This is a genomic window from Actinomadura terrae (genome assembly GCF_022751215.1).
Taxonomy (GTDB): Bacteria; Actinomycetota; Actinomycetes; order Streptosporangiales; family Streptosporangiaceae; genus Spirillospora; species Spirillospora terrae.
Genome location: NZ_JAICDG010000007.1, coordinates 308,989 through 329,471, shown reverse-complemented (window position 1 = coordinate 329,471; position 20,483 = coordinate 308,989). Strand labels below are relative to the sequence as shown.

17 protein-coding genes are annotated in these 20,483 nt (G+C 72.7%); 16 read left to right on the top strand and 1 reads right to left on the bottom strand.

Translation table 11 applies throughout. The annotated features are described in order from the left end of the window. From K2F47_RS35575 to K2F47_RS35540, 8 genes are read left to right on the top strand one after another with little or no spacing between them, the layout of a single operon-like run. Positions 1 to 1,998: an alkaline phosphatase family protein gene (locus K2F47_RS35575; protein ID WP_242910563.1), complete on the top strand. Its 1,998-nt coding sequence runs from the start codon at positions 1 to 3 to the stop codon at positions 1,996 to 1,998. Then, positions 1,995 to 3,086, top strand: a complete 1,092-nt coding sequence (locus tag K2F47_RS35570; RefSeq protein ID WP_242910562.1) for a class I SAM-dependent methyltransferase — start codon at positions 1,995 to 1,997, stop codon at positions 3,084 to 3,086. The genes K2F47_RS35575 and K2F47_RS35570 overlap by 4 nt, the downstream gene beginning before the upstream one ends. Next, a complete protein-coding gene (locus K2F47_RS35565; protein WP_242910561.1) occupies positions 3,083 to 4,483 on the top strand; it encodes an alkaline phosphatase family protein in 1,401 nt (466 codons plus the stop codon). Before K2F47_RS35570 ends, K2F47_RS35565 begins: the two co-directional genes overlap by 4 nt. Beyond that, positions 4,480 to 5,691, top strand: a complete 1,212-nt coding sequence (locus K2F47_RS41605; protein WP_242910560.1) for a peptidogalycan biosysnthesis protein — start codon at positions 4,480 to 4,482, stop codon at positions 5,689 to 5,691. Before K2F47_RS35565 ends, K2F47_RS41605 begins: the two co-directional genes overlap by 4 nt. Further along, positions 5,688 to 8,309, top strand: a complete 2,622-nt coding sequence (locus K2F47_RS35555) for an amino acid--tRNA ligase-related protein (protein ID WP_242910559.1) — start codon at positions 5,688 to 5,690, stop codon at positions 8,307 to 8,309. Before K2F47_RS41605 ends, K2F47_RS35555 begins: the two co-directional genes overlap by 4 nt. Continuing rightward, a complete protein-coding gene (locus K2F47_RS35550) occupies positions 8,306 to 8,827 on the top strand; it encodes a hypothetical protein (protein WP_242910558.1) in 522 nt (173 codons plus the stop codon). Before K2F47_RS35555 ends, K2F47_RS35550 begins: the two co-directional genes overlap by 4 nt. 51 nt (positions 8,828 to 8,878) lie before the next feature. Next, complete coding sequence (locus tag K2F47_RS35545) at positions 8,879 to 9,829, top strand: GNAT family N-acetyltransferase (RefSeq protein WP_242910557.1); 951 nt, start codon at positions 8,879 to 8,881, stop codon at positions 9,827 to 9,829. Positions 9,830 to 9,837: 8 nt separating this feature from the next. Further along, positions 9,838 to 11,259, top strand: a complete 1,422-nt coding sequence (locus K2F47_RS35540; RefSeq protein WP_242910555.1) for an FAD-binding oxidoreductase — start codon at positions 9,838 to 9,840, stop codon at positions 11,257 to 11,259. Between the two features lie 55 nt (positions 11,260 to 11,314). On the opposite strand, the gene K2F47_RS35535 is transcribed toward K2F47_RS35540, so the two are convergent. After that, the gene (locus K2F47_RS35535; protein WP_242910554.1) at positions 11,315 to 11,971 is read right to left on the bottom strand and encodes a class I SAM-dependent methyltransferase; all 657 of its coding nucleotides are present in this window, start codon (positions 11,969 to 11,971) and stop codon (positions 11,315 to 11,317) included. Between the two features lie 242 nt (positions 11,972 to 12,213). Here K2F47_RS35535 and K2F47_RS35530 point away from each other — a divergent pair, with 242 nt between their 5' ends. The 8 genes from K2F47_RS35530 to K2F47_RS35495 are packed head-to-tail and all read left to right on the top strand — an operon-like array spanning position 12,214 to position 20,436. Beyond that, positions 12,214 to 13,086 (top strand): alpha/beta fold hydrolase, encoded by an 873-nt coding sequence (locus K2F47_RS35530; protein ID WP_242910553.1) that lies wholly within the window; start codon positions 12,214 to 12,216, stop codon positions 13,084 to 13,086. Between the two features lie 18 nt (positions 13,087 to 13,104). Beyond that, on the top strand, positions 13,105 to 14,655 hold the full coding sequence (locus K2F47_RS35525) for a peptide ABC transporter substrate-binding protein (protein ID WP_242910552.1): 1,551 nt from the start codon (positions 13,105 to 13,107) through the stop codon (positions 14,653 to 14,655). After that, entirely contained in the window at positions 14,652 to 14,825 is a 174-nt protein-coding gene (locus K2F47_RS35520; protein ID WP_242910551.1) for a hypothetical protein, read from the top strand. Before K2F47_RS35525 ends, K2F47_RS35520 begins: the two co-directional genes overlap by 4 nt. A 34-nt stretch (positions 14,826 to 14,859) precedes the next feature. Beyond that, complete coding sequence (locus K2F47_RS35515; RefSeq protein ID WP_242910550.1) at positions 14,860 to 16,614, top strand: carbamoyltransferase family protein; 1,755 nt, start codon at positions 14,860 to 14,862, stop codon at positions 16,612 to 16,614. Next, positions 16,595 to 17,602: an SGNH/GDSL hydrolase family protein gene (locus tag K2F47_RS35510; RefSeq protein ID WP_242910548.1), complete on the top strand. Its 1,008-nt coding sequence runs from the start codon at positions 16,595 to 16,597 to the stop codon at positions 17,600 to 17,602. The genes K2F47_RS35515 and K2F47_RS35510 overlap by 20 nt, the downstream gene beginning before the upstream one ends. Further along, positions 17,599 to 17,766, top strand: coding sequence for a hypothetical protein (locus K2F47_RS35505; protein ID WP_242910547.1), 168 nt, complete (start codon positions 17,599 to 17,601; stop codon positions 17,764 to 17,766). Before K2F47_RS35510 ends, K2F47_RS35505 begins: the two co-directional genes overlap by 4 nt. 19 nt (positions 17,767 to 17,785) lie before the next feature. Next, complete coding sequence (locus tag K2F47_RS35500) at positions 17,786 to 18,661, top strand: lasso peptide biosynthesis protein (RefSeq protein ID WP_242910546.1); 876 nt, start codon at positions 17,786 to 17,788, stop codon at positions 18,659 to 18,661. Continuing rightward, positions 18,658 to 20,436, top strand: coding sequence for an asparagine synthase-related protein (locus K2F47_RS35495; protein WP_242910545.1), 1,779 nt, complete (start codon positions 18,658 to 18,660; stop codon positions 20,434 to 20,436). Before K2F47_RS35500 ends, K2F47_RS35495 begins: the two co-directional genes overlap by 4 nt. The last annotated feature ends 47 nt before the right edge of the window (positions 20,437 to 20,483 follow it).

Here is a 20,483-nt window from a genome sequence, read left to right as displayed (position 1 = left end):
GTGAGGACGAACGTGGGGAACCTCTTCCTGCTCGGCATCGACGGACTGCCCCCGGCGGCCCTGCGCCGGTTCGTGGGCGAGGGCATCATGCCCAACTGCGCCAAGCTGATGGCCGAGGCCGCCCGGCTCGACGTCATCCCGACCCTCCCCGCGGTGACCGCCCCCGGATGGCTGACCATCGCGTCCGGCGCGCACCCCGCCACCCTCGGGATCAGCAACCTGCTGCTCCCCACCCCCGGCGAGGCCCCCGACCGCATCCGCAACGGGTTCTCCCGGACGCTGTCGAACGCCGAGTACCTATGGGAGGTGCTGGCCGACGAGGGCCTGCCCGCGACCGTCGTCAAGTACCCCGGGAGCTGGCCCCCGAAGGACGGCCTCGACAGCGTCGTCCAGGTCGACGGCGCGGGCGGCTACGCCGACATCACCTGCGTCTTCGAAGACCTCTCCTCGACGTGCTACTACAGCGGCGTGCAGCCGCCCGAGGCCGCGGCCGACGGCTGCTGCTCGGTGCCGCGCGGCTACGAGGACCACTGGCGCATCGACGACCCGGGCACGTCCGGCTGGACGCCCGCCACCCCGCGCGACCCGCTCAACTGGACGGGCCTCCCCGACGGCGCCGAACCCGCCTTCGAGACGGTGCTCACGCTGTCCCCGGCGGGGCAGCGGTCCCGGCTGCTGCTGCACGCGCTCGCGCTCGGCGGCCCCGACGGCCCCCGGCTGATCATCAGCCCGACCAAGGACGCGCGCGACGCCGTCGCCGACCTCGCCCCCGGGCAGTGGTCGGACTGGGTGCACGGCGAGTCGGCCCGGGGCCCCCACGCCTACCGCTTCAAGCTGCTCGAACTCGACCCGCGGGAGCGCGTGCTGCGGCTCTACCGGGGCGAGGGGCACCGCACCACCGGCTTCGCCCGCCCGGAGCACATCGGCGAGGAGCTCGTCACGGCCGCCGGGCCGGTCGCCGAATGGACCGGCACGTTCGACTTCATGAACGGCCTGATCGACCTCGACACGCAGCTGGAGATCTACGACCGGCACACCGCCTGGCTGGAGAGCGTCATCACCCATCTCGCGGGGCGGCGTCCCGCGCGCGGGTTCTTCGTCCACTGGCACGTCGTCGAGTACGCCCACCACATCGCGGGCGCGTCCCTCGACCCCGAGCACCCCTTCCACGAGCGCGACCGCGACCAGCACCTCGACTTCCTGCGGGAGACCTACCGGCTGCTCGACCGGCTCATCGGGACGGCCGTCGCCGCGACCCCGCAACGGGACGCGTTCGCGCTGGTCAGCGACCATGGCCACGACACCGTCCACACCCTGTTCTTCCTCAACGACTTCCTGCGGGAGCGGGGCTGGCTGACCACCGCGCCGGACGGGGAGATCGACTGGACGCGCACCCGCGCCTACGGCCTGTTCCCCGGCATGATCTTCCTCAACACCGCGGGACGCTGGCCCGGCGGGAGCGTCCCCGCCGAGGAGGCCGCCGCGCTGCGCGTCGAGCTGACCTCGGCGCTGCGCGGGCTCACCGACCCGCGGACCGGACGGCCGGTCGTCACCGCCGTCCTCGGTGAGACCGAGATGCGCGCCTTCGGGCAGGCCGGGGAGACCGCCCCCGACCTGTTCTTCACCATGGACAAGGGCTACGAGCCCGCCACCAGAATCCGCACGGACGAGCACGAGCCTGATCACGAGCACGAGCCCGGTCACGAGCACGGGCCTGATCACGAGCACGGGGGCGGGCTGTTCGAGTTGACCGTCCCCGGAAGCGAACTGACCAGCGGCCACGGGTCGTTCCACCCGGCCTCGCCGTCGGCGATGACCCTGGCCCTGATCCGCCACCCGTCGTTGACCGGCGGCGCCGTGGCCCGCCACCCGGTCTCGATGGTGGATCTCGCTCCCACCTTCGCCGAGTTGATGGGGGTGCGTCCACCGCGACGGTGTGACGGCCGGCCGCTGAACTTCTCCGCCCTTGGCGTCGAACACGAGGCAGGCACATCATGAAGTCCGAGGAGACCCTGTTCACCGCGGCGATCGAGTCCGCGGACATCTTCAACAACGCCGTGCGAGAGGTGGCGCAGACCTCGGGGCTGATGACGGCGCTGACCCACTTCCGCGCGGTGGACGACATCGTCCGCACGATGGGGTTCCGCCCCGAGCGCGCCGACCAGGTCCTCCACCTGCTGAAGGTGCTCGTGGCGACCGGCGCCGTCGAGCAGCGCCAGCACGGCGGCGTCCCGGTGTTCCGCGCCAAGCGGCAGCAGACCGCCTCGGCCCCGGAACGCTACGCCCCCAAGTACGACAAGCTCGACTTCTGGTACGGGGAGGGCCACGCCGAGCTGATCCGCAACGGGAACAAGGCGATGCTGGGCGACGACCTGTCGTTCCTGCGCACCCCCGACGCGGCCATCAAGTTCAACGGCGAGTACGAGACGGCCTGGCGCACCAACCTCCAGAACCCGCTGTACGACTTCGGCCGGATGCTGGCCGTCCGGGAGATGACCGCCCGCGGCAACCGCTTCCTCGACCTGGCCTGCGGGCCCGGCTTCGGCGCCGTCCGGCTGGCCGAGTTCAGCGAGTCGGCGTGCACGGTGCTCGGCGTGGACAAGTCCACCGACTTCCTGGAGATCGCCCGCACCAACCTGTACCCGGGCGCGCAGGTGTCGTTCATCGAACGCGACCTCAACACCGGACTGCCGCCGCTGATGCCCGGGTCGTTCGACGGCGTCCTGTTCAACGGCGCCTTCCACTTCATCGAGGACAAGCCCGCCCGGCTCCGGGAGATCTGGCGGGCGCTGCGCCCCGGCGGCGTGTTCGCGCTGGGCCACTGCTTCAGCTACAGCGGCTTCGCCGACCAGGCCATGCACGACTTCTACTTCTCGCTGCTGAAGGACAAGGCCTACATCCTGCCGTGGAGCACGCTCAAGGACCTGGTGAGCGAGGCCGGGTTCACCATCTACAAGGAGTTCCACCGCGGCAGCCACAGCCACCTGATCGCCGAGCGCCCGCTGAACGAGGTGGCGGACACGGCCGAGACGACGCTGGCCGACATCGCGGGCAAGTTCAAGGTCCACGGCGGAGTCGCGCAATGAGTCGCGTCCTGGTCGTCGGGCTGGACTGCATGGTGCCGGACGTGCTGCGCCCACCGGCGGACGAGCTGATGCCGACGGTGGCCGGGGTGGCCGCGCGCGGTGTCGGCGGCGTCCTGGTCAGCACCCTGCCGCCCATCACCGTCCCCGCCTGGACCAGCATGCTCACCGGGCGCGACCCCGGCGAGCTGGGCGTCTACGGTTTCCGCAACCGGCGCAGCTTCGCCTACGGCGATCTGGTGCAGGCCAACGCGACGATGGTGCGGGCCCCGCGCGTCTGGGACCGGCTCACCGCGGCGGGACGTCCCAGCGTCGTGGTCGGGGTGCCGCAGACCTCGCCGCCGCCGCCGATCGAGGGCGCGCTGGTCAGCGGGTTCGAGGGTCCGGTCTCCGCCGGCGCCCCCTTCACGCATCCGGCGTCGCTGGCCGACGAGGTCGGCTCGGTGGTGGGGGAGTACCTGTTCGACGTGCCGGAGTTCCGGTCGGCCGCGCTCACGGACGTGCTGAGCACCGTCTACGAGATGACCGAGCGCCGGTTCACGCTCATGCGCCACCTCGTCACCACCCGCGAGTGGGACCTGGCGATGGTGCACGAGATCGGGCCGGACCGCATGCACCACTGCTTCTGGCACTTCCACGACCCCCGCCACCCCTCCCACCAGGAGGGTTCCGAGCACCAGAACGCCATCGCCGACTACTACCGGTTCCTGGACGGGCAGGTCGCCTCGCTGCTGGAGGCCGTCGGTCCCGACTGCGCGGTGCTGATCGCGTCCGACCACGGCGCGACCGCCATGCACGGCGGCCTGTGCGTCAACGAGATCCTGCGCGAGGCCGGGCTGCTCGTCCTGCGCGAGGACCCGGTCGGCCCGACCCCGCTCACCCCCGACCTCGTCGACTGGACGCGGACGCGGGTGTGGGCCGAGGGCGGCTACTACTCGCGGATCTTCTTCAACGTCGCCGGCCGCGAGCCGCAGGGGCAGGTGGCGCGTTCGGACGTCCCGGCGCTGGCCGACGAGGTGCGGGCGCTGCTGTCGGTGGTGGACCTGGGCGCGGAGGGCGTCGTCCACAACGAGGTGCGCACCCCGCAGGAGCTGTATCGGCGGGTCCGCGGCATCCCGCCCGACCTGCTGGTGTTCTTCGGCGAGGAGAAGTGGCGCGGCATCGGCAGCGTCGGGTTCGGGCAGAGCTGGATCAAGGCCAACGACACCGGCGTCGACGAGGCCAACCACTCCCGGGACGGCATGTACGCCCTCGCCGCGCCCGGCCGCCTCGCGCCCGCCGAGTCGCGGGACGCCTCCATCCTCGACGTGACCCCGACGCTGCTCGACCTGCTCGGGCTGGAAGGCGAGCCCGACCTGCAAGGCACGAGTTTCCTCGCCGGGCGGAAGACCGGCCCGTGAGCGGGGCCCGGACGTCGGAGCGGCGGGTGTGGACGCGGCTGTCGGCCGCGCGGTCCCCGTTGCAGAGCCCCGCGTGGTACGACGCGGCGGGGTGGGGCGGGCGCGTCCGCCTGCTGACCGGCCCGGCGGGCCGCGCGGCGGTGCCCGCCTGGACGGTCGAGCGCGCCGACCGGCCGCACTACTTCCACGATCCGATCGAGATCCTCAGCGGGGAGCGGGAGCGGACGTTCACCGCCGACGTGCCCGAACTGACCGAGGGGGTGCGCCGCGCCACCGGACGCGCGTCGGTGCTGGTGACGGTGAGCCCGTACGGGTACCGCGGCGGCGCCTTCACCGGCGACCCCTCTTCCGCGGCGGGAGCGGACGCCGGCGAGATGGCGGGGCTGGTCGGGCGGCTGCTGGAGCACGCCGCCGGGACCGGCGCGTCCATGCTGTTCGCGCACTACCTGTTCGACGAGGACGACGCCGCCTTCATCCGGGCGCTCACCGACGCAGGCGGGATCCGGCTGCTGGCCGGCGCCGACGCCGTCCTGGACGTCGAGTGGGACGACATGGACGGCTACCACCGCGCGCTCGGCTCGTCGCGACGGTCCCTGCGGCAGGGCCGCAACATCCCCGACCTGCGCAACCTGCACTGGGCGGAGCGGGAGGACAAGGGGCTGACCGCCGAGCACCGGGACGTGGTGCCGCTGCTGCACGCCACCAGCGCCGGGTTCGACCCGCGCGCGCCCGTCCCGGAGGACATGGTCCGCGCCATCGCCGAGGGCGCGCTGCCCCGCACCCTGCTCACCGTGGCCCAGCCCGGACGTCCCGCGCGCAGCGCCGCCCTCGTGCTGCGCCGTGCGGACACCCTGTACGCCAAGTTCTTCGGCAGCGCGGCCCCGCGTGAGGACTACTTCCCCCTCGCCTACGCGCGGCTCATCCGCTACGCGATCGAGCACGGCTACCGCCGCATCGAGTACGGGGGCGGCTCCCACCAGGCCAAGCTGCTGCGCGGCGCGCGGCTGCGGCCCGCCTGGGGGGTGCTGTTCGTCCTGGATCCGGCGCTGCGGGGACGCGTCGAGTCGTTCGCCCGCACGATCAGCGCCCGCAAACGGGCGCACTTCGCCGGCCTCGCCCGCCAGTGGCAGGTCGACTCACTGCCGGTGCATCCGGCCTTCTCCGACCAGCCCGCTCTTTCGCCCCCACGGATGGGAGGACCCGAATGAGTTGCAGCACCAGGGACCGCAGATTCCCCGCGCAACGAGTGCCCTACGAGCGCTGGCAGGCGGCGACCACCGTCAACCTGGTCGCCGACCACCTGCGCGGCTACGACCCGTGGACCATGGCGTTCATGGAGGGCAAGCCGGAGTGGGCCGAGCTGCGGGAGCGCCTGCTGTCGGCCGGCCCGGACGACCTCGCCGACCTCGTCGCCAAGGGGAGGCAGGAGAGCCTGGCCTTCCTCGTGATGATGATGACCGGCGCGTGCAACGCCGACTGCCCCATCTGCTTCACCGACCGGCGCGCCAAGCGCGGCGAGACGACCGCCGAGCAGCGGGACGCGGTGCTCCGCCAGGCCGCCGAACTCGGCGCCGGGTACGTCTACGTGCCAGGTGAGGGCGAGCCCACCATCGACCGCGGCTGGTGGCGGTTCCTCGACAGCTGCAAGGAGCACGGGCTGGAGGCGATCGTCTTCACCAACGGGCTGGTGTTCTCCGACCCGTTCACCTCCCGCAAGTACTGGGACTGCGAGCCCGAGGACGTGGTCGCCCGCCTCGACGGCTACCCCGTCTCGTTCTACATGAAGATGTGGAGCACCGAGCCCGACCTGGTCGGGACGATGATGGGCATCGACGCGTCCAAGTACCGCTTCACCGACTACAACGGCGTCCAGGTCCCCGTCGGCATGGCGCGGCTCATGGACGAGTTCCCCCGCGACCGGCTCGGCGTCGAGGTCGTCGTGGAGCACCGCAACGCCGACGAGGTCGCCGACACGATCGTCCCGTTCGCCGAGGAGCACGGGCTGGCGCAGATCATCGAGATCATCCAGCACAACGGGCGCACGCTCGGGAACGCCAGCTACGACCCCACTCCCGAGCAGGCGGCGCGGGTCGAGGGGCTGCTGAGCCCCACGAGCTGCTCGATGGGCACCTGCAAGGCCGTGGTGACCTCGCGCGGCTACCTCTCGCCGCGGATCGCGATCCTGGAGTCGCAGCTCCCGTCGCCGGCCCGGCACGTGGACGACGGCGACCTGTGGGACCTGCTGCACAGCACCGACTACATCGTCCAGCGCAGGTACGAGACGAGCTGCCTGTGCGAGACGGAGCCGGTGTCGCTGGCCCAGGAGCACAAGCCGACGGTGCGCGGGCCGCGCAGCGTCGTGCCGCCTGCCCTGGTGCGGACCACGGCCGACGCCTCCACCGTTCCCGGGGACGCCGACCTCGCCACGGCCGGGAAGGGAGAGGCCGTGAATGGCACCGGGCTCCCGTTCCAGGCCACCGCCACCGTCGCGTCGGTGTGCGCGGGCGAGACCGCGCACGGCGACGAGGTCCGGGTCGTGGGACGCGCGACGACCGCCGGGCCGTCCCTGCTGACGCTCGCCGACGGCCCCGAGACCGTGACGGTGACCGGCGCCGACGCGCCCGAAGGCGCCTGGGTCGGCGTCACCGGGCAGTGGGACGCGGCGGCCTGCGCGCTGCGGGCGTCCGAGGTCACCGTCATCAAGCAGGCGCTGCGCCCGGCGAGCGGCCCGATCGCCGCCGAGTTCGCCTGGATGCGCGACCCGGGCCGGCTTCAGGCCGTCATCGACCGCGCGCAGATGATGAACCTGCTGCGCACCCGCCTGTCGGACCGGGGCTTCGTCGAGGCCGTCACCCCGTTCCTCCAGGCCCAGGCGGAGATGGGGCACGTCGAGCAGGCCATGACCGAGCCGATCGGAGGCCGCCGGTTCCACCTGCGCACCGACCCCGAGGAGTACCTCAAGCGCTACCTCACCGCGGGCCTGCCGGCGGTGTTTGAACTGTCCACCAACGTGCGCGCCGAAACCCCCGACGACGGGCACCTGGTCGAGTTCTACTCGCTGGAGTACTACCGCCGGCTGATGACCTTCGAGGAGTCGCTCACGCTCTCCGACGAGCTGGTCAGGGAGTGCCTGCGGCGGTTCGGCGGCGACGGGCTCCGCTGGGAGGGAGCGCCGGTGCGGGTCAACCGCCCGTTCCCGCGCGTGACCTACTCGGAGCTGTTCAAGAGCACCTTCGGCGTCGACATCCTGGCCGAGGACACCCGCAGCGCCGCCGGGCTCGCCGACGCGCTGCGCGCCGCCGGATGCGAGATCAAGCTGCCCGACCCGCTGGTGCCGTGGCGGCGCGCCTGGCTGGAGGAGGCGATGGACGCGCACGTCCTGCCCGGCCTGCGCCAGCCGCTGTGGGTCACGCACTTCCCCGCCGACCTCGCGCTGCACACCAGGCTCGACCCGTCCGACGAGCGGGTCGCGCTGCGCTCCGAGCTGTACTTCCCGGGAGGGCTGGAGCTGGCCCACGCCTACGAGAACCTCGTGGATGGCCCCGAGCTGCGCGCCCGCTACGACGCGCGGCGCAGCCACCGCGTCGCCAGCGGCATGCCGCACGTCGCGACCAACGAGGCGCTGATGATCAGCGCGGAGGCGGGCATGCCGCCGATGTCGGGCGCGGCGATCGGCGTGGACCGGATCCTGATGGTCGCGCTCGGCCGCGACGCCCTCGGCGCCGGGCTGCTGTTCGCCCGCGAGGGGTTCACGCAGATCAAGGCGCCGGCCTCGGTGTGCGGCACCGACGGCGGCTGCGGCAGCTGCGGCGGGGGGTGCCATTGACCGCCGCCGTCTACCTCGTCGAGGCACCGGACGCGGCCGACGTCCTGCGGGACGGCGCCGCGCATCCGGTGCTCGGCGGGCTCATCGACCTCGGCACCTCCGTCCGCCTCACCCCCGGCTCGGCGCTGTCCGGGCCGGGGGCGGACGGAGCCGGCACGTTGCGGGACGCGATCGCCGCCGTCTGCGCGGACCTGGAGCCCAAGCTCACCGTCCTGCGCCGGTCCGGGACGCTCACCGCCGACCTGCGCGGCGAGCTGGAGACGCGCGGCGCCGAGCACCCCGTGGTCGTCGTGCTGTTCCTGCCCGGCGACGCGGCGCTCGTGGTCGCGGCCGGCCCGGACCTGCCCGCGATGGGCGCGCTGCCCGACGGCGACCTCGCCGCGCTGCGCGCCAGTCTGCTGACCGTCCTCGGAGAGCCCTCCGGTGGGGACGACTTCTTCAGCGAACCGCACTTCGCCTTCGACGACGAAAGGGAGCGCGACCTCAATGACCGGCTCCGCCAGCTCTACGGGGAGTGAGCAGCCGCCCATGGCGCCCCACCGCGCGGACCGCGCCGGAGGCGGTGCCGGGTGAGGATCGACGAACTGGCGGGGCTGCGGATCGCCGTGGTCGACGCGGACGAGGCGGTCCGCACCGACTGGGACGCGTGCCGTCCCACCGGCGACGTCCCGTCCGGCGAGGGCATCGACCTGGTCCGCGTCCTGGACCCGCCGCCCGGACGCTGGCCCGACCTGGCCGCGTCCGGGCTGCTGCCGAGGCCGGACCGGGTCACCTGGCTCGCCGCCACCGGCGCCGACGACGCCGGGTTCCTCGCCGGGATGTCGGCCAAGGAGCGGCAGGGCATCACGCTGGCCCGGCGGCGCGCCGCCAAGGCCGGCCTCACCCTGTCGCACGAACCGCTCACCCCCGAGGCACTGGACACCTTTCTCGACCTCTACGAAGAGTCGGTCGGTGAGATGCCCAACGGCCTCGCGGTCGCGCGCAACCACCGCGACACCATCGTGGCCGGGATCGAGCGGTTCTTCATCGTCGGCGCCTACCGGGACGGCGTGATGCAGGGCGCCGCGATCGGGGAGTGCTGCGCCGACATCGGTGTGGCGCGGCTGCGCTTCTCGGCGGTCACCGCGGAGCACCGGAGGATCAGCCTGTCCCGGGTGCTGTACCTGGAGGCGGTGCGGGTCGTGCGCGAGGCGGGCTACGCGAAGGTCACGCTGGGCAACGACCCGAACCTCTACGGGCACCTGGTGATGCCCGGCCTGTTCGCGTTCAAGGCGCGGCTGGGGTTCCGTCCGGTGCCCTCCACGACCGTGAACGCCGGCGACGGCCAGGACGTCGCCGACAGGGTGCTGTCCATGCGCGCCCTGGCCGACCCCAGCTTCGCCCTCACCTACCGGGACTTCCGCGACCGCAGCGGTCGCGAGCTGCGTTTCGACTTCTACAGCGTGGACGGGCAGGCCGACACGGGGCTGTTCACCACCTGCATGCCCGCCGACGTTCACATACATCGCGTGGAAGGATGAGCCGACCCATGGCCCCTGACATCAACTGGACCCCGCTCGCGGAGTCGCTGGCCGGGGAACTCATCCTTCCCGAGCAGGCCGCCTACGAATGGACGCGCAAACCGTTCATCGCCCGCTTCGACGACATCGAGCCCGCCGTCGTCGTCATGTGCGCCACCCCGCAGGACGTGGCCGAGGCGCTCAGCTTCGCCCGCCGCCACGACCTGGAGATCGCGCTGCGCAGCGGCGGGCACTGCTTCGCGGGCTACTCCTCCACCCGCGGCATGCTGATCAACGTCACCCCCATGAACGACATCACCGTGGACGCCGGGACCGCGAAGGTCGGCGCCGGCACGCGGATCGGCGCGATGACGCACGCGCTGATCGACCACGGCGCGGTCGTCCCGTCCGGGTCGTGCCCGTCGGTGGGGGTCGGCGGCACGACCCTCGGCGGCGGCATCGGCATCCTCGGCCGGCTGTTCGGGCTGAGCTGCGACCACGTCACCGAGGCGGAGGTGGTGCTGGCCGACGGCCGCACCATCGTCACCGACCACGAGCGCGACCCCGACCTGCTGTGGGCGCTGCGCGGCGCGGGCGGCGGCAACTTCGGCGTCGTCACCTCGCTCACCTTCCGCACCCACCCCGCGCCCAGGATGACCAACTTCTTCTACGAGTGGGACTTCGAGGACGCCGCCGAGGTGCTCAAGACCTGGCAGCGGTGGGCCCCGGCGGCGCCGGAGGAGATGACCGCGGGCCTCGGCTTCACGGCGATGGAGGACCTGGCCGAGCCCCCGATCGTCGAACTGTTCGGCGCGATGGCGGGCACCGAGTCCGACACGCTCAAGCTGCTGGACGATTTCGTCGAGCGGATCGGCAGGCCGCCCGCCAAGACCCAGTGCCAGGAGATGTCCTACCGCGAGACCGCGTTCTACCAGGCGGGCCTGCTCAGCGCCGTCAACAACGAGGTGCTGGAGACGCCGACCGGGGTGATCGAGCGGCAGGGCTGCCGGTTCACCAAGTCGGAGTTCTTCGCGCGCCCCGTCCCCGATGAGGCGATCGAGCGGCTGTGCGCGGTGTTCCCCGTCGGCCGCACGCCCGGGGAGGTCCGCGGGCTGGAGATCGCGCCGTGGGGGTTTGGGTACGCGAGGGTGGACGCGCGGGCCAGCGCGTTCGCGCATCGCGACGTCTCCTTCAGCCTCAAGCACGCCATCATGGTGCCGCCGAACGCTGCGGACGGCACCAAGCAGGACGCGCACCGGTGGATCACCGGGTCGTGGGAGACCGTCCACCCGTGGGGCACCGGACGGGTCTACCCGAATTTCCCCGACCCGGATCTGAGCGACTGGGGGAGCGCCTATTACGGGGAGAACTTCGCGCGGTTGAGGCAGATCAAGGCGGCCTACGACCCGGGCAACACGTTCCGCTTCCAGCAGTCGATTCCGGTCGGCTGACATGCCGCCCGGAACGGAGAACCGCGGCCGCGCGGCGGCCGTCCGCGGGCGGGTGTCAGTGCGCGGTGGTGCCGGGCGCGGCGCGGCGCGCGAAGAGGTACGCGCGGTCGGTGGCGACCTCGACGCCCGGGTAGGCGCACCGTTCGACCTTGGCCTCCACGGCGAAACCGGCCGCCTCCAGCAGCGCGGCGATCTCCGCGGGCTCGAACAGGTAGCCGTCCAGGGAGACGGTGTGGCCGAACCACTCGTCCACGTGCAGCCGCCGGTCCCCGATGTGGAAGGCGAGCAGCAGCAGTCCGCCGGGCCGCAGCACCCTGCGGAACTCGCTGAACGCCGCGGGCAGCAGGTCGGGCGGCAAGTGGATGATCGAGTAGAGGGACAGCAGGCCCGCCCAGCGTCCGTCCGCGACCGGCAGGGCGGTGATCGAGCCCTCGCGGAACTCCAGCCCCGGGTACAGGCGGCCGGCCAACTCGACCATCCGGGGGGACAGGTCGACGCCGGTGACCGGGAGGCCGAGGTCGGCGACGAACCGGGTCGTGTGCCCGGGCCCGCAGCCGAGGTCGCCGATCTCGGGCTCGCCGGCGTCCGGGCCCAGGGCCCCGACCTGGTGGGCGAACGCCTCGATGAGCGCCCGGTCGAGCGGTTTGCCGCGCAGTTCGCCGGCGAACTTCTCGGCGTATTCCTCGGCGACCGCGTCATAGGCGGACCGCACCGTTTCGTAAATTGCGGAACCGCCGTTCACAGCCGGATTTCCGGTGTTTTCCGTGTCGCTTTCCAGGTCCATCGGACGGTCTGCTTCCCATCGCATTCACGATCGTCTGGGCCGGGCCAGTCTATCGGCGCGGCCGGTCGCGTCAATGACGCCGCCTCGGCCGCCCCACCGGAAATTCGTGGTCATTGTCAATGGTCCGCGCGACCGCAACCGACGTCGAGTGGGAACGAGTGGAACAGGTGATGGAAGAACATCGCGTCGTGGTGGGCGGCCGTGCCCTGTGGGTCGTGGAGGCCGGCGACCGCGCCGGCACGCCGGTGATCATGTACCACGGCACCCCGGGCGCCCCGCTGTTCTGGGACGAGTGGCGGGACAGGGCCGCGGCGCGCGGGGTGCGGCTGGTGTGCTACGCCCGTCCCGGATACACCGGGTCGTCGCCGGCCCCGGGCCGCACTGTCGCCGACGGGGCGGCCGACTGCGCCGCCGTCGCGGACGCCCTGGGCATCGACCGCTTCGCCACCTGGGGCGTCTCGGGCGGCGGCCCGCACGCGCTGGCGGCCGCGGCGCTGCTGCCGGGCCGGGTGTTCGCGGTGGCGACGGTCGGCGGCCTCGCGCCCTGGGACGCCGAGGACCTCGACGTCCTGGACGGGATGCTGGAGGACAACGCGGCCGAGGTGCAGGCCGCCAGGGCGGGGGACGCCGCGCTCCGGGAACTGCTGGAGCCGACGCGGGCCGCGATGGCGGCGGGCGACCGCGGCGCCCTGCTCGGCCAGCTCGACGCGTTCCTGGACGACCGCGACCTGGAAGTGGCGCGGGCCGGGTTCGGCGAGGTGCTCGTCGACGGCATCCGGCTCGGTCTGCGCGACGGCCTCGACGGCTGGATCCAGGACGATCTCGCCTTCGCCGGGCCGTGGGGGTTCGACCCGTCCGAGATCGCCTGCCCGGCCGGGGTGTGGCACGGCGGGCAGGACTCCATGGTCCCGGTCGCGCACGCCCACTGGCTCGCGGCGCACCTCAAGGACGCGCACGTCGTCGTGCCCGGCGACGCCGGGCACCTGGCGATGGTGGCCTACCGCATGGACGAGGTCCATGAGTGGCTGTTGCGGTTCCGCTGACCTCGGGGGAGAGACGACATGACTGAGAACGACGACCGGCGCGCGGACGCGGCGGACGTGGGACGGGCCGGAAGCCTGGTCGAGGGCTGGGCCGAGGACGTCACCACCTTCAATCCCGTCCTGGCCCAGGACACCTTCAGCCAGCTCGCCGCCGGGCTCTGCTTCGAACCGCTGGTCACCTCCGACGCCGCGGGCGCGCTCGTGCCCGCGCTCGCCGAGGACGTGCCGCAGGTCGAGCCCGACGGCCGCACCTACGTCTTCACCCTGAAGGACGGCCTGCGCTGGTCCGACGGGAGCCCCCTCACCTCGCGCGACGTCGTGTTCACCTACGGGCTGCTGGGCGAGGGGATCGGCCGTCTGGAGGAGGTGTCCGCCCCCGACGACCGGCATGTGGTGCTGCGCACGACGAAACCGCACGCGCCCTTCCTGGTGACGCACGGCCAGTACGGCATCCTGCCCGCCCACGTGCTGGGCGACGTCGCCGCCGACCGGCTCGCGGACGCGCCGTTCAACGCCCTCCCCGACGTGGTCAGCGGCGTGTTCGCGCCCGTCCGGCGCACGGCGGGGGAGGAGATCGTCTTCCGCCGCAACCGGTCGTTCCACCGGGGCCCCTGCCGGTTGGAGGAGTTCGTCTACCGGGTCTTCCCGGACGGCGCGGCGGTCGCCGACGGGCTCGCCTCGGGCGAGGTCGACGTCGGCCTGATCGACCCGTTCCGGATGGCGGAGCTGGAGGCGGTGCCCGCGCTGGACGTCGTGGAGATCGACCTGCCGACCTTCAACTTCTACGCCCACCAGCTCGATCTGGAGAAGCCGGCGGGCCGGATCTTCGCGGACCGGGCGGTGCGGCGGGCGCTGCTGCTCGCGCTGGACCGGGAGGAGATCGTCAAGACCGCCGCGCACGGCCAGGCCGTCGTCGCGGGGTCGATGATGCCGCCGACGTCGTGGGCCTACGACCCCGCCGCGAAACCGGAGTACCCCTACGACCCCGAGCGGGCGGCGCAGCTGCTCGACGCGTCCGGCTGGCGGCGCGGTGCCGGCGGGGTGCGGGAGCGGGACGGGCGGCCGCTACGGTTCGAGCTGCTGGCCGGGTCCAACACCAGGGTCTGGGTCGACACCGCCGAGGCGATGCGCGACGCCTGGCGGCGGCTCGGCGCCGACGTCGCGCTGACGCTGCTCGACTTCCCCGACCTGCTGACCCGCGTCGCCGAGCGGCGCGACTTCGACGTGTGCATGCTCGCCTACACGTGGGGGCAGGACCCGGACCAGTCCGAGCTGTTCTCCTCGGCGGCCGCGACGGACGGCTTCAACTGCTTCGGCCTGAGCGACCCGGACGTGGACGAGGTGCTGGCCGCCGCCGTCGCCACGTTCGACCGGGACGAACGCGTCCGGCTGTACCGCGACTACCAGCGGCTCATGCAGGAGCTCGTACCGGCGCCCGCGCTCTTCTTCATGAAGGGCCTCTACGGGATCAACAGGCGCGTCAGCGGCTACCGCGTCGGCACCTACAACCAGTTCGGCGCCCGCCCCTGGATGGCGGACGTCTCGACGCGGCAAGGGGGAGGCCGATGAACACGCTGCGGCGCGCGGTCGCGATCGTCGTCTACTGCGCGCTCGTGCCGGTGGGAGTGGCGATCCGGCTGATCGCCGACCCGCTGCGCGTGCGCCGCGCCCCCGCGCGGTCCAACTGGCGGCGCGTGCCCCAGGAGCCGGTCTCGCTGGAGCGGGCACGGCGGCTATGAACGGTCCACACACTCCCGGCGGCGAGGAACAGAGATGGTGATTCTCGGGATATCGGCGTTCTTCCACGATTCCGCCGCCGCGCTGCTGGTCGACGGGGAACTCGTCGCCGCCGCCGAGGAGGAGCGCTTCTCGCGGCGCAAGCACGACCGGGACTTTCCGGCGAGGGCGATCGCGTTCTGCCTCGAAACGGCGGGTGTGGACGCCCGCGACGTCGACTACGTCGCCTTCTACGAACGTCCCGGGCTCAAGGCGGAACGGGCCCTGACCACGATCCTCGCGGAGGCGCCCGCCACGTTCGGTCCCTTCACCCGGTTCCTCGCGGAGGGCGGGGACCGGCTGAACGTCCGGCGGCTGATCAGCGACGCGGTCGGGATCGAGGCCGACCGCGTGCTCTTCGTGGACCACCACCTGTCCCACGCGGCGTCCTCGTTCTTCGCCTCGCCTTTCGAATCCGCGGCGACGTTGACGGTCGACGGTGTGGGGGAGTGGGCCACCAGCAGCGTCGGCGAGGGCGCGGCGTCGTGGGACGGAGAAGGTCGCAACCGCCTGGAACTCAAAGAGACACTGAACTTCCCGCATTCCCTCGGGCTGCTGTACTCCGCGTTCACCGAATTCCTGGGTTTCCGCGTGAACGACGGCGAGTACAAGGTGATGGGCCTCGCCGCGTACGGAACACCGAGGTACCGGGAGGCGATCTCCAAGGTCGCCCGCCTGTACGACGACGGCAGCCTCTGGCTCGACATGCGCTACTTCCGCTACCACCGGTCCACCCGCACCGGATTCCACCCTCGGCTGGCCGACCTCCTCGGCGTCCCGCCGTGCCCGCGGGACGTCGAGTTGGAGCCGGACGAGCCGGGCCGCCGCGGTGAGCTGGCCCGGCGGTACGCCGACATCGCCGCCTCGCTCCAGCGCTTCACCGAGGACGCGGTGGTGGCCATGGCCCGCCGCGCCGTCGAGGTCAGCGGGCAGCGGCGGCTGTGCATGGCCGGGGGCGTCGCGCTCAACGGCGTCGCGAACTTCCAGGTGCTGGAGCGCGCGGGCGTGGAGGAGCTGTTCATCCCGTCCGTGCCGGGCGACTCGGGCGGTTCGCTCGGGGCGGCGCTGTACGTCCACCACGTGCTGCTCGGCGGGCCGCGCCGGTTCGTCATGCGGCACGCGAGCTGGGGCGCCCGGCACGACGACGACGCCGTGGCGCGGGCGGTGGAGCGGGCCGGGCTGGCCTCCGAACGCCACGACGACCCCGCCGCGATCACGAAGATCACCGCCGATCTGCTCGCGAACGGCGGCGTCGGGGGCTGGTTCCAGGGACGCTTCGAGTTCGGGCCCCGCGCGCTCGGCAACCGCAGCATCCTCGCCGATCCGCGCGGCGCGTCGATGAAGGACCTCATCAACCGGAAGGTGAAGTTCCGGGAGCCGTTCCGCCCGTTCGCCCCGGCGATGCTGCACGACCGCGCCCCCGGCTATGTCGCCGCGCCCGGGGCGGAGCAGTGGCCGACCCGGTTCATGCTGCTGGTGATGCCGCTGGCGGAGGAGTTCGCCGCGTCCGCGCCCGCCGTGGACCATTTCGGCACCGGCCGGATCCAGACCGTGTCGGCGGAGGAGAATCCGCTGTTCCACTCGGTCATCGAGCAGTTCCAGGACAGGACCGGACTCGGGTGCGTTCTGAACACCTCGTTCAATCTGCGGGGCGAGCCGATCGTGGCCACTCCGCAGGAGGCGATCTCCACCTTCGAACGCAGCGGACTCGACTTCTTGATCATGGAGGGTCATGTCATTTCGCGACCTTGAGGCGGGTCACCGGAAACGCCGATACACGCTGGTCCCGCAGTTCGAGGACTACGACGGCAACGAACTGCACCTGCGCCCCTACATGACGCTCGGCTCCCGGCCCGGGATCACCGGCGAGGTGTTCAGCACCGACGCGGAGGGGTTCCGGGTGTCGACCTCGCCGCAGGGGCCCGTCGACACCCGGAGCTGGCCCGAGTCCGGAGGCGGGATCGCCCTCGGAGGATCGTATGTTTTCGGGGTGGGGGCGACCAGTGACGAGGCGACCCTGCCTTCGCGGCTCGCCCACCTGTCCGGCAAGCCGTGGCTCAATCTCGGCGTCTACGCGGGCAACTCCCTCCAGGAACTGATCGCCGCTGTTCCCTTTTTCGAGCGCGCCGACACGGTGCTCGTCTGCTCGGGCATCAACAACGTCTTCGCGTCGCTGCAATCGCTGGGGACCAACGAGCTGTACGGGCCGCTGTTCTTCGAAGGCGCCCTGGCCGCGCTGGGCAGGGTCCCGGTTCCCGACCTGGTCGCGGGGCAGGCCGCCGGTGCCGCGCCACTCGGCACCGCCGGTGACACCCGTCCCGAGCCCAAGTCGCTGACCACCGCCGACCTGGCGGCCCGCCTGGACGGGGCGCTGCGGCGCCAGCTCCGCGACCTGGCCGTGGTCGCGGGCGCCGTCCGGGACGGGGCGCGCCTGCTGTTCTGCCTGCAACCCTTCGCCGACCCGGTGCTGCGCGACCCGACCCCCGAGGAACGCGAGCTGTACGACCTGGCCCAGGAACGCCAGGCGGCCTGGACCACGGCACGCGACTACGCCGCCGCGCACTGGGAGTCCTACACCGAACGCGTCGCGGCGGGCTGTGAACGGCTCGGCGTCGACTTCTTCGCGCTCCCGGCCCGCGCCTTCTCCGGATTCTCCTTCTACGACCGCGTCCATATGACCGACAACGGCTACCGGCAGGCCGCCGACATGGTATGGGGGAAATTGTGCTCAAACCGATGATCCGTGGCCTGGCCCGCGTCGTGGTCCTGCTTCCGGGAGGGTCGCGAAAGGGACCCGGCACCGAGACCCCGAAACCCGACGGCGGCGCCGGTGCCCGGCCGGAGAAAGAGCAGCCCGGAAAGGACGCCGCCGTCCCGGAAGAGAACACCTATCCGCTCTGGTAGGACGGAGAGTACGCGATATATGAACGGGAAGGGGAAGGGCGCCACCGTGCTTGAGGCCGTCGATTCGGCGCCGTTTCCGCACCATGTCGAGTGCCCCGCCGGGTTGAATCCCGTCCCGCGGTCCGCCCCGCCCGACCCGGCGGACGGCACGGCGCTGCGTTCCGCGCCGGACGTCCACTGGGCGTGGTGGGACGACGAGCTCGTCGCCCTCGACCTGGCCTCCGACCGGTTCGTCGCGCTGGACTCCGCCGCCTCCGGCGCGGTGTCCGAAGCGCTGACCTCGGAGGCCCCGCCGTCCTCGCCCTCGGCGCGGCGCATCCTCGACGGATTGTGCGCCCGGGGCCTGCTCGTCACGGCGGCTTCGACCGACCCCGGCTGGGAGCCCGTGCGGCCGACGCGTCCGGGCGGGGTGTCGTCCTTCGCCCCTCAACCGCTTAAGGGTCTGAGCACGCACTCGGCGCCGCCGCCCACCCCGGCGACGCTGGCCCTCGCGGCGCGGCTGCTCGCCGACAGCGAGGGGCGCCTCCGGCGGCACGGCCTGCTGACGCCCCCGCGGGACGCGCGCCGTCCCCGGCTGCCCGAGCAGGCGGGCGATCCCGGCTCGGACGAGCTGGTCCGGGCGCGCACCCTGGTCAGAGCACACCTGGTGGTCCGCGGGTTGCTCGCTCGTCCGAGCAACCCCTTGTCAGCCGCGGCGGCCTTGGCCCGGCACGCGTGGCGGATGGGGCTTCCGGCCCACCTCGTCCTGGGAGTGCAGAAGTATCCGTTCCACACGCGGGTGTTCGTGGAGCTGCACCGGGTCGTCCTCGACGACGCGCAGGAAGTCGTCGACGCGCTGGCCCCGATCCTGGTGATCGGCCCGGAGACCGCCGGCGCCGGAGAGGTGAGCCCATGAGCGCCCTCGTTGGGTTCCACGGTCTTCGCGGCGACGCGGCACCGGCGCAGCGCCTGCGGGAGCTGGCGGGCGAGGATGGGCCGCGGGCTGCGGGCGACGGCTGGATGATCGCCGCCGTCGGCGGCGGGACGCTGCCCGGCGACGACGCGCCGGTGGAGATCCGCGCCGGGGACGTCACGCGCGGGCTCCTGTCCGGCAGACTCTTCGACAGCGCGGACGGCCGCCGTGATCACAGGTGCCGCGACCCCCTCCCGCTGGACTGGGCGGCGCCGCGAGGAGAGCTGGCGCGGCGGCGGTGGGGACGGTACGCCGCGGCGGCCGTCCGGCCCGACGGCGCCCTCGTCCTCATCCGCGACCCGATAGGCCTCCTCCCGCTGTTCTACGCCCCGCATGGCACGGGTCACGTCTTCGCCACCCGTATGGAACTCCTCGTAGAGCTGCTGGGGCGGCGACCGGGGTTCGACTGGGAGCATCTGGGCTCCTTCATGACGCGAGGCCCCGGCCCCACTGATCGGACGGCGTTCCAAGGCGTCGCGCAGCTCTCTCCAGGTGAGGTCGTCCAGATAGCGGACGGACGCACGACGTCGGAGCCGCTGTGGGATCCGGTGGCCGCGTGCGCGGACGGTGACGCGCCCAGTCCCGACGAGGTCCGGCACGCGCTGCTGGACTGCACGCGGGCCTGGCTCGCGGAGGCGGAGTCGGTGGCGCTGGACCTGTCCGGCGGGCTCGACTCCTCCAGCGTGTGCTGGGCGGCACGCAACAGCGTCGCGGACGAGGCGGCGCTGCACGGGCGCTTCGTCCGCTTCCCGCTCGGCGCCTCGGTCGACGAACGCCCCGCCGCCGAACGCGTCGCGCGGTTCCTCAGGACACCGCTCACGATCGTGGACGCCGCCGACCGCCTCCCGCTGGCCCCCACGAAGGGCCGCTTGCCCCGCGCCGACGCGCCGCAGCTCCAGTACGCCGAGGCCCGGCTGAACGAGGTCCTCGCCGAGGAGGCGGGCCCTGGCGCCGAGGCGCTCAGCGGCGGTGCCGGCGACCAGCTCTTCCTCATGCGGTCGACGCCCGGCTACCACGCCGACCACCTGCTGGGCGGCGGCCTGGGCGCGGGCCATGTGCTGGGCGGGCTGCGGGAGTTGTGGCGGGAGAGCACGCTGGCCGAACGGTCCCTGCCCGCCCTGCTCGCCGAGGTGGGAACGGAGACGGCGCGGAGAATCCGGGGCGGCACCGCCATCCCCGACGGCATGCTGGACGCGCCGCGCCCGGCCTGGCTGGCGCCGGACTCCCCGCCGAGCCCGCTCCGGCTGCCCGACGGCATCGACGGGCTCTCGGCGGCCAGGGCGTTCCAGCTGACGGGAATCCTGTACTGGGGTGACGCGGTGGACCGGGAGCACCGCAACCCGCACCGTCCCAGCGTCTACCCCATGCTGTCGCAGCCGCTCGTCGAACTCGCCCTCCGCGCCCCCATGCGGTCGCTGGTCGGCCACCGCGGCGACCGGCTGCTGCTGCGCGACGCGATGGCCGGAACGCTGCCGCGCGCCGTCGTCGACGGGCGGAGCAAGGGCTCCTACGCGGGCATGTACCAGCACTCCCTGCGGCTGCACCGCGACCTGTGCCGCGAACTGATCCTCGACGGGAGATGCGTCGCGAACGGCCTGGTCGACCCGGGGCCCGCCCTCGAAGACCTGCAACGCACCGCGCTCGGTTTCACCCGAGGCCCCAACTGGCCCTTGTACAGCCTGCTTTCCGTGGAGATGTGGTGCCAGACCTGGAACTGAACCGCGCATGCGGTGACGGCGAGGAGACCCCTGTGCTCTGCGACGGC

Bases quoted from the DNA above. Each gene is read 5' to 3' on its own strand.
- K2F47_RS35565 (WP_242910561.1), top strand. From the start codon at position 3,083: ATGAGTCGCGTCCTGGTCGTCGGGCTGGACTGCATGGTGCCGGACGTG.
- K2F47_RS35555 (WP_242910559.1), top strand. From the start codon at position 5,688: ATGAGTTGCAGCACCAGGGACCGCAGATTCCCCGCGCAACGAGTGCCC.
- K2F47_RS35505 (WP_242910547.1), top strand. From the start codon at position 17,599: ATGATCCGTGGCCTGGCCCGCGTCGTGGTCCTGCTTCCGGGAGGGTCG.
- K2F47_RS35515 (WP_242910550.1), top strand. From the start codon at position 14,860: ATGGTGATTCTCGGGATATCGGCGTTCTTCCACGATTCCGCCGCCGCG.
- K2F47_RS35495 (WP_242910545.1), top strand. From the start codon at position 18,658: ATGAGCGCCCTCGTTGGGTTCCACGGTCTTCGCGGCGACGCGGCACCG.
- K2F47_RS35525 (WP_242910552.1), top strand. From the start codon at position 13,105: ATGACTGAGAACGACGACCGGCGCGCGGACGCGGCGGACGTGGGACGG.
- K2F47_RS35570 (WP_242910562.1), top strand. From the start codon at position 1,995: ATGAAGTCCGAGGAGACCCTGTTCACCGCGGCGATCGAGTCCGCGGAC.
- K2F47_RS35500 (WP_242910546.1), top strand. From the start codon at position 17,786: ATGAACGGGAAGGGGAAGGGCGCCACCGTGCTTGAGGCCGTCGATTCG.
- K2F47_RS35540 (WP_242910555.1), top strand. From the start codon at position 9,838: ATGGCCCCTGACATCAACTGGACCCCGCTCGCGGAGTCGCTGGCCGGG.
- K2F47_RS35510 (WP_242910548.1), top strand. From the start codon at position 16,595: ATGTCATTTCGCGACCTTGAGGCGGGTCACCGGAAACGCCGATACACG.
- K2F47_RS35530 (WP_242910553.1), top strand. From the start codon at position 12,214: ATGGAAGAACATCGCGTCGTGGTGGGCGGCCGTGCCCTGTGGGTCGTG.
- K2F47_RS35520 (WP_242910551.1), top strand. From the start codon at position 14,652: ATGAACACGCTGCGGCGCGCGGTCGCGATCGTCGTCTACTGCGCGCTC.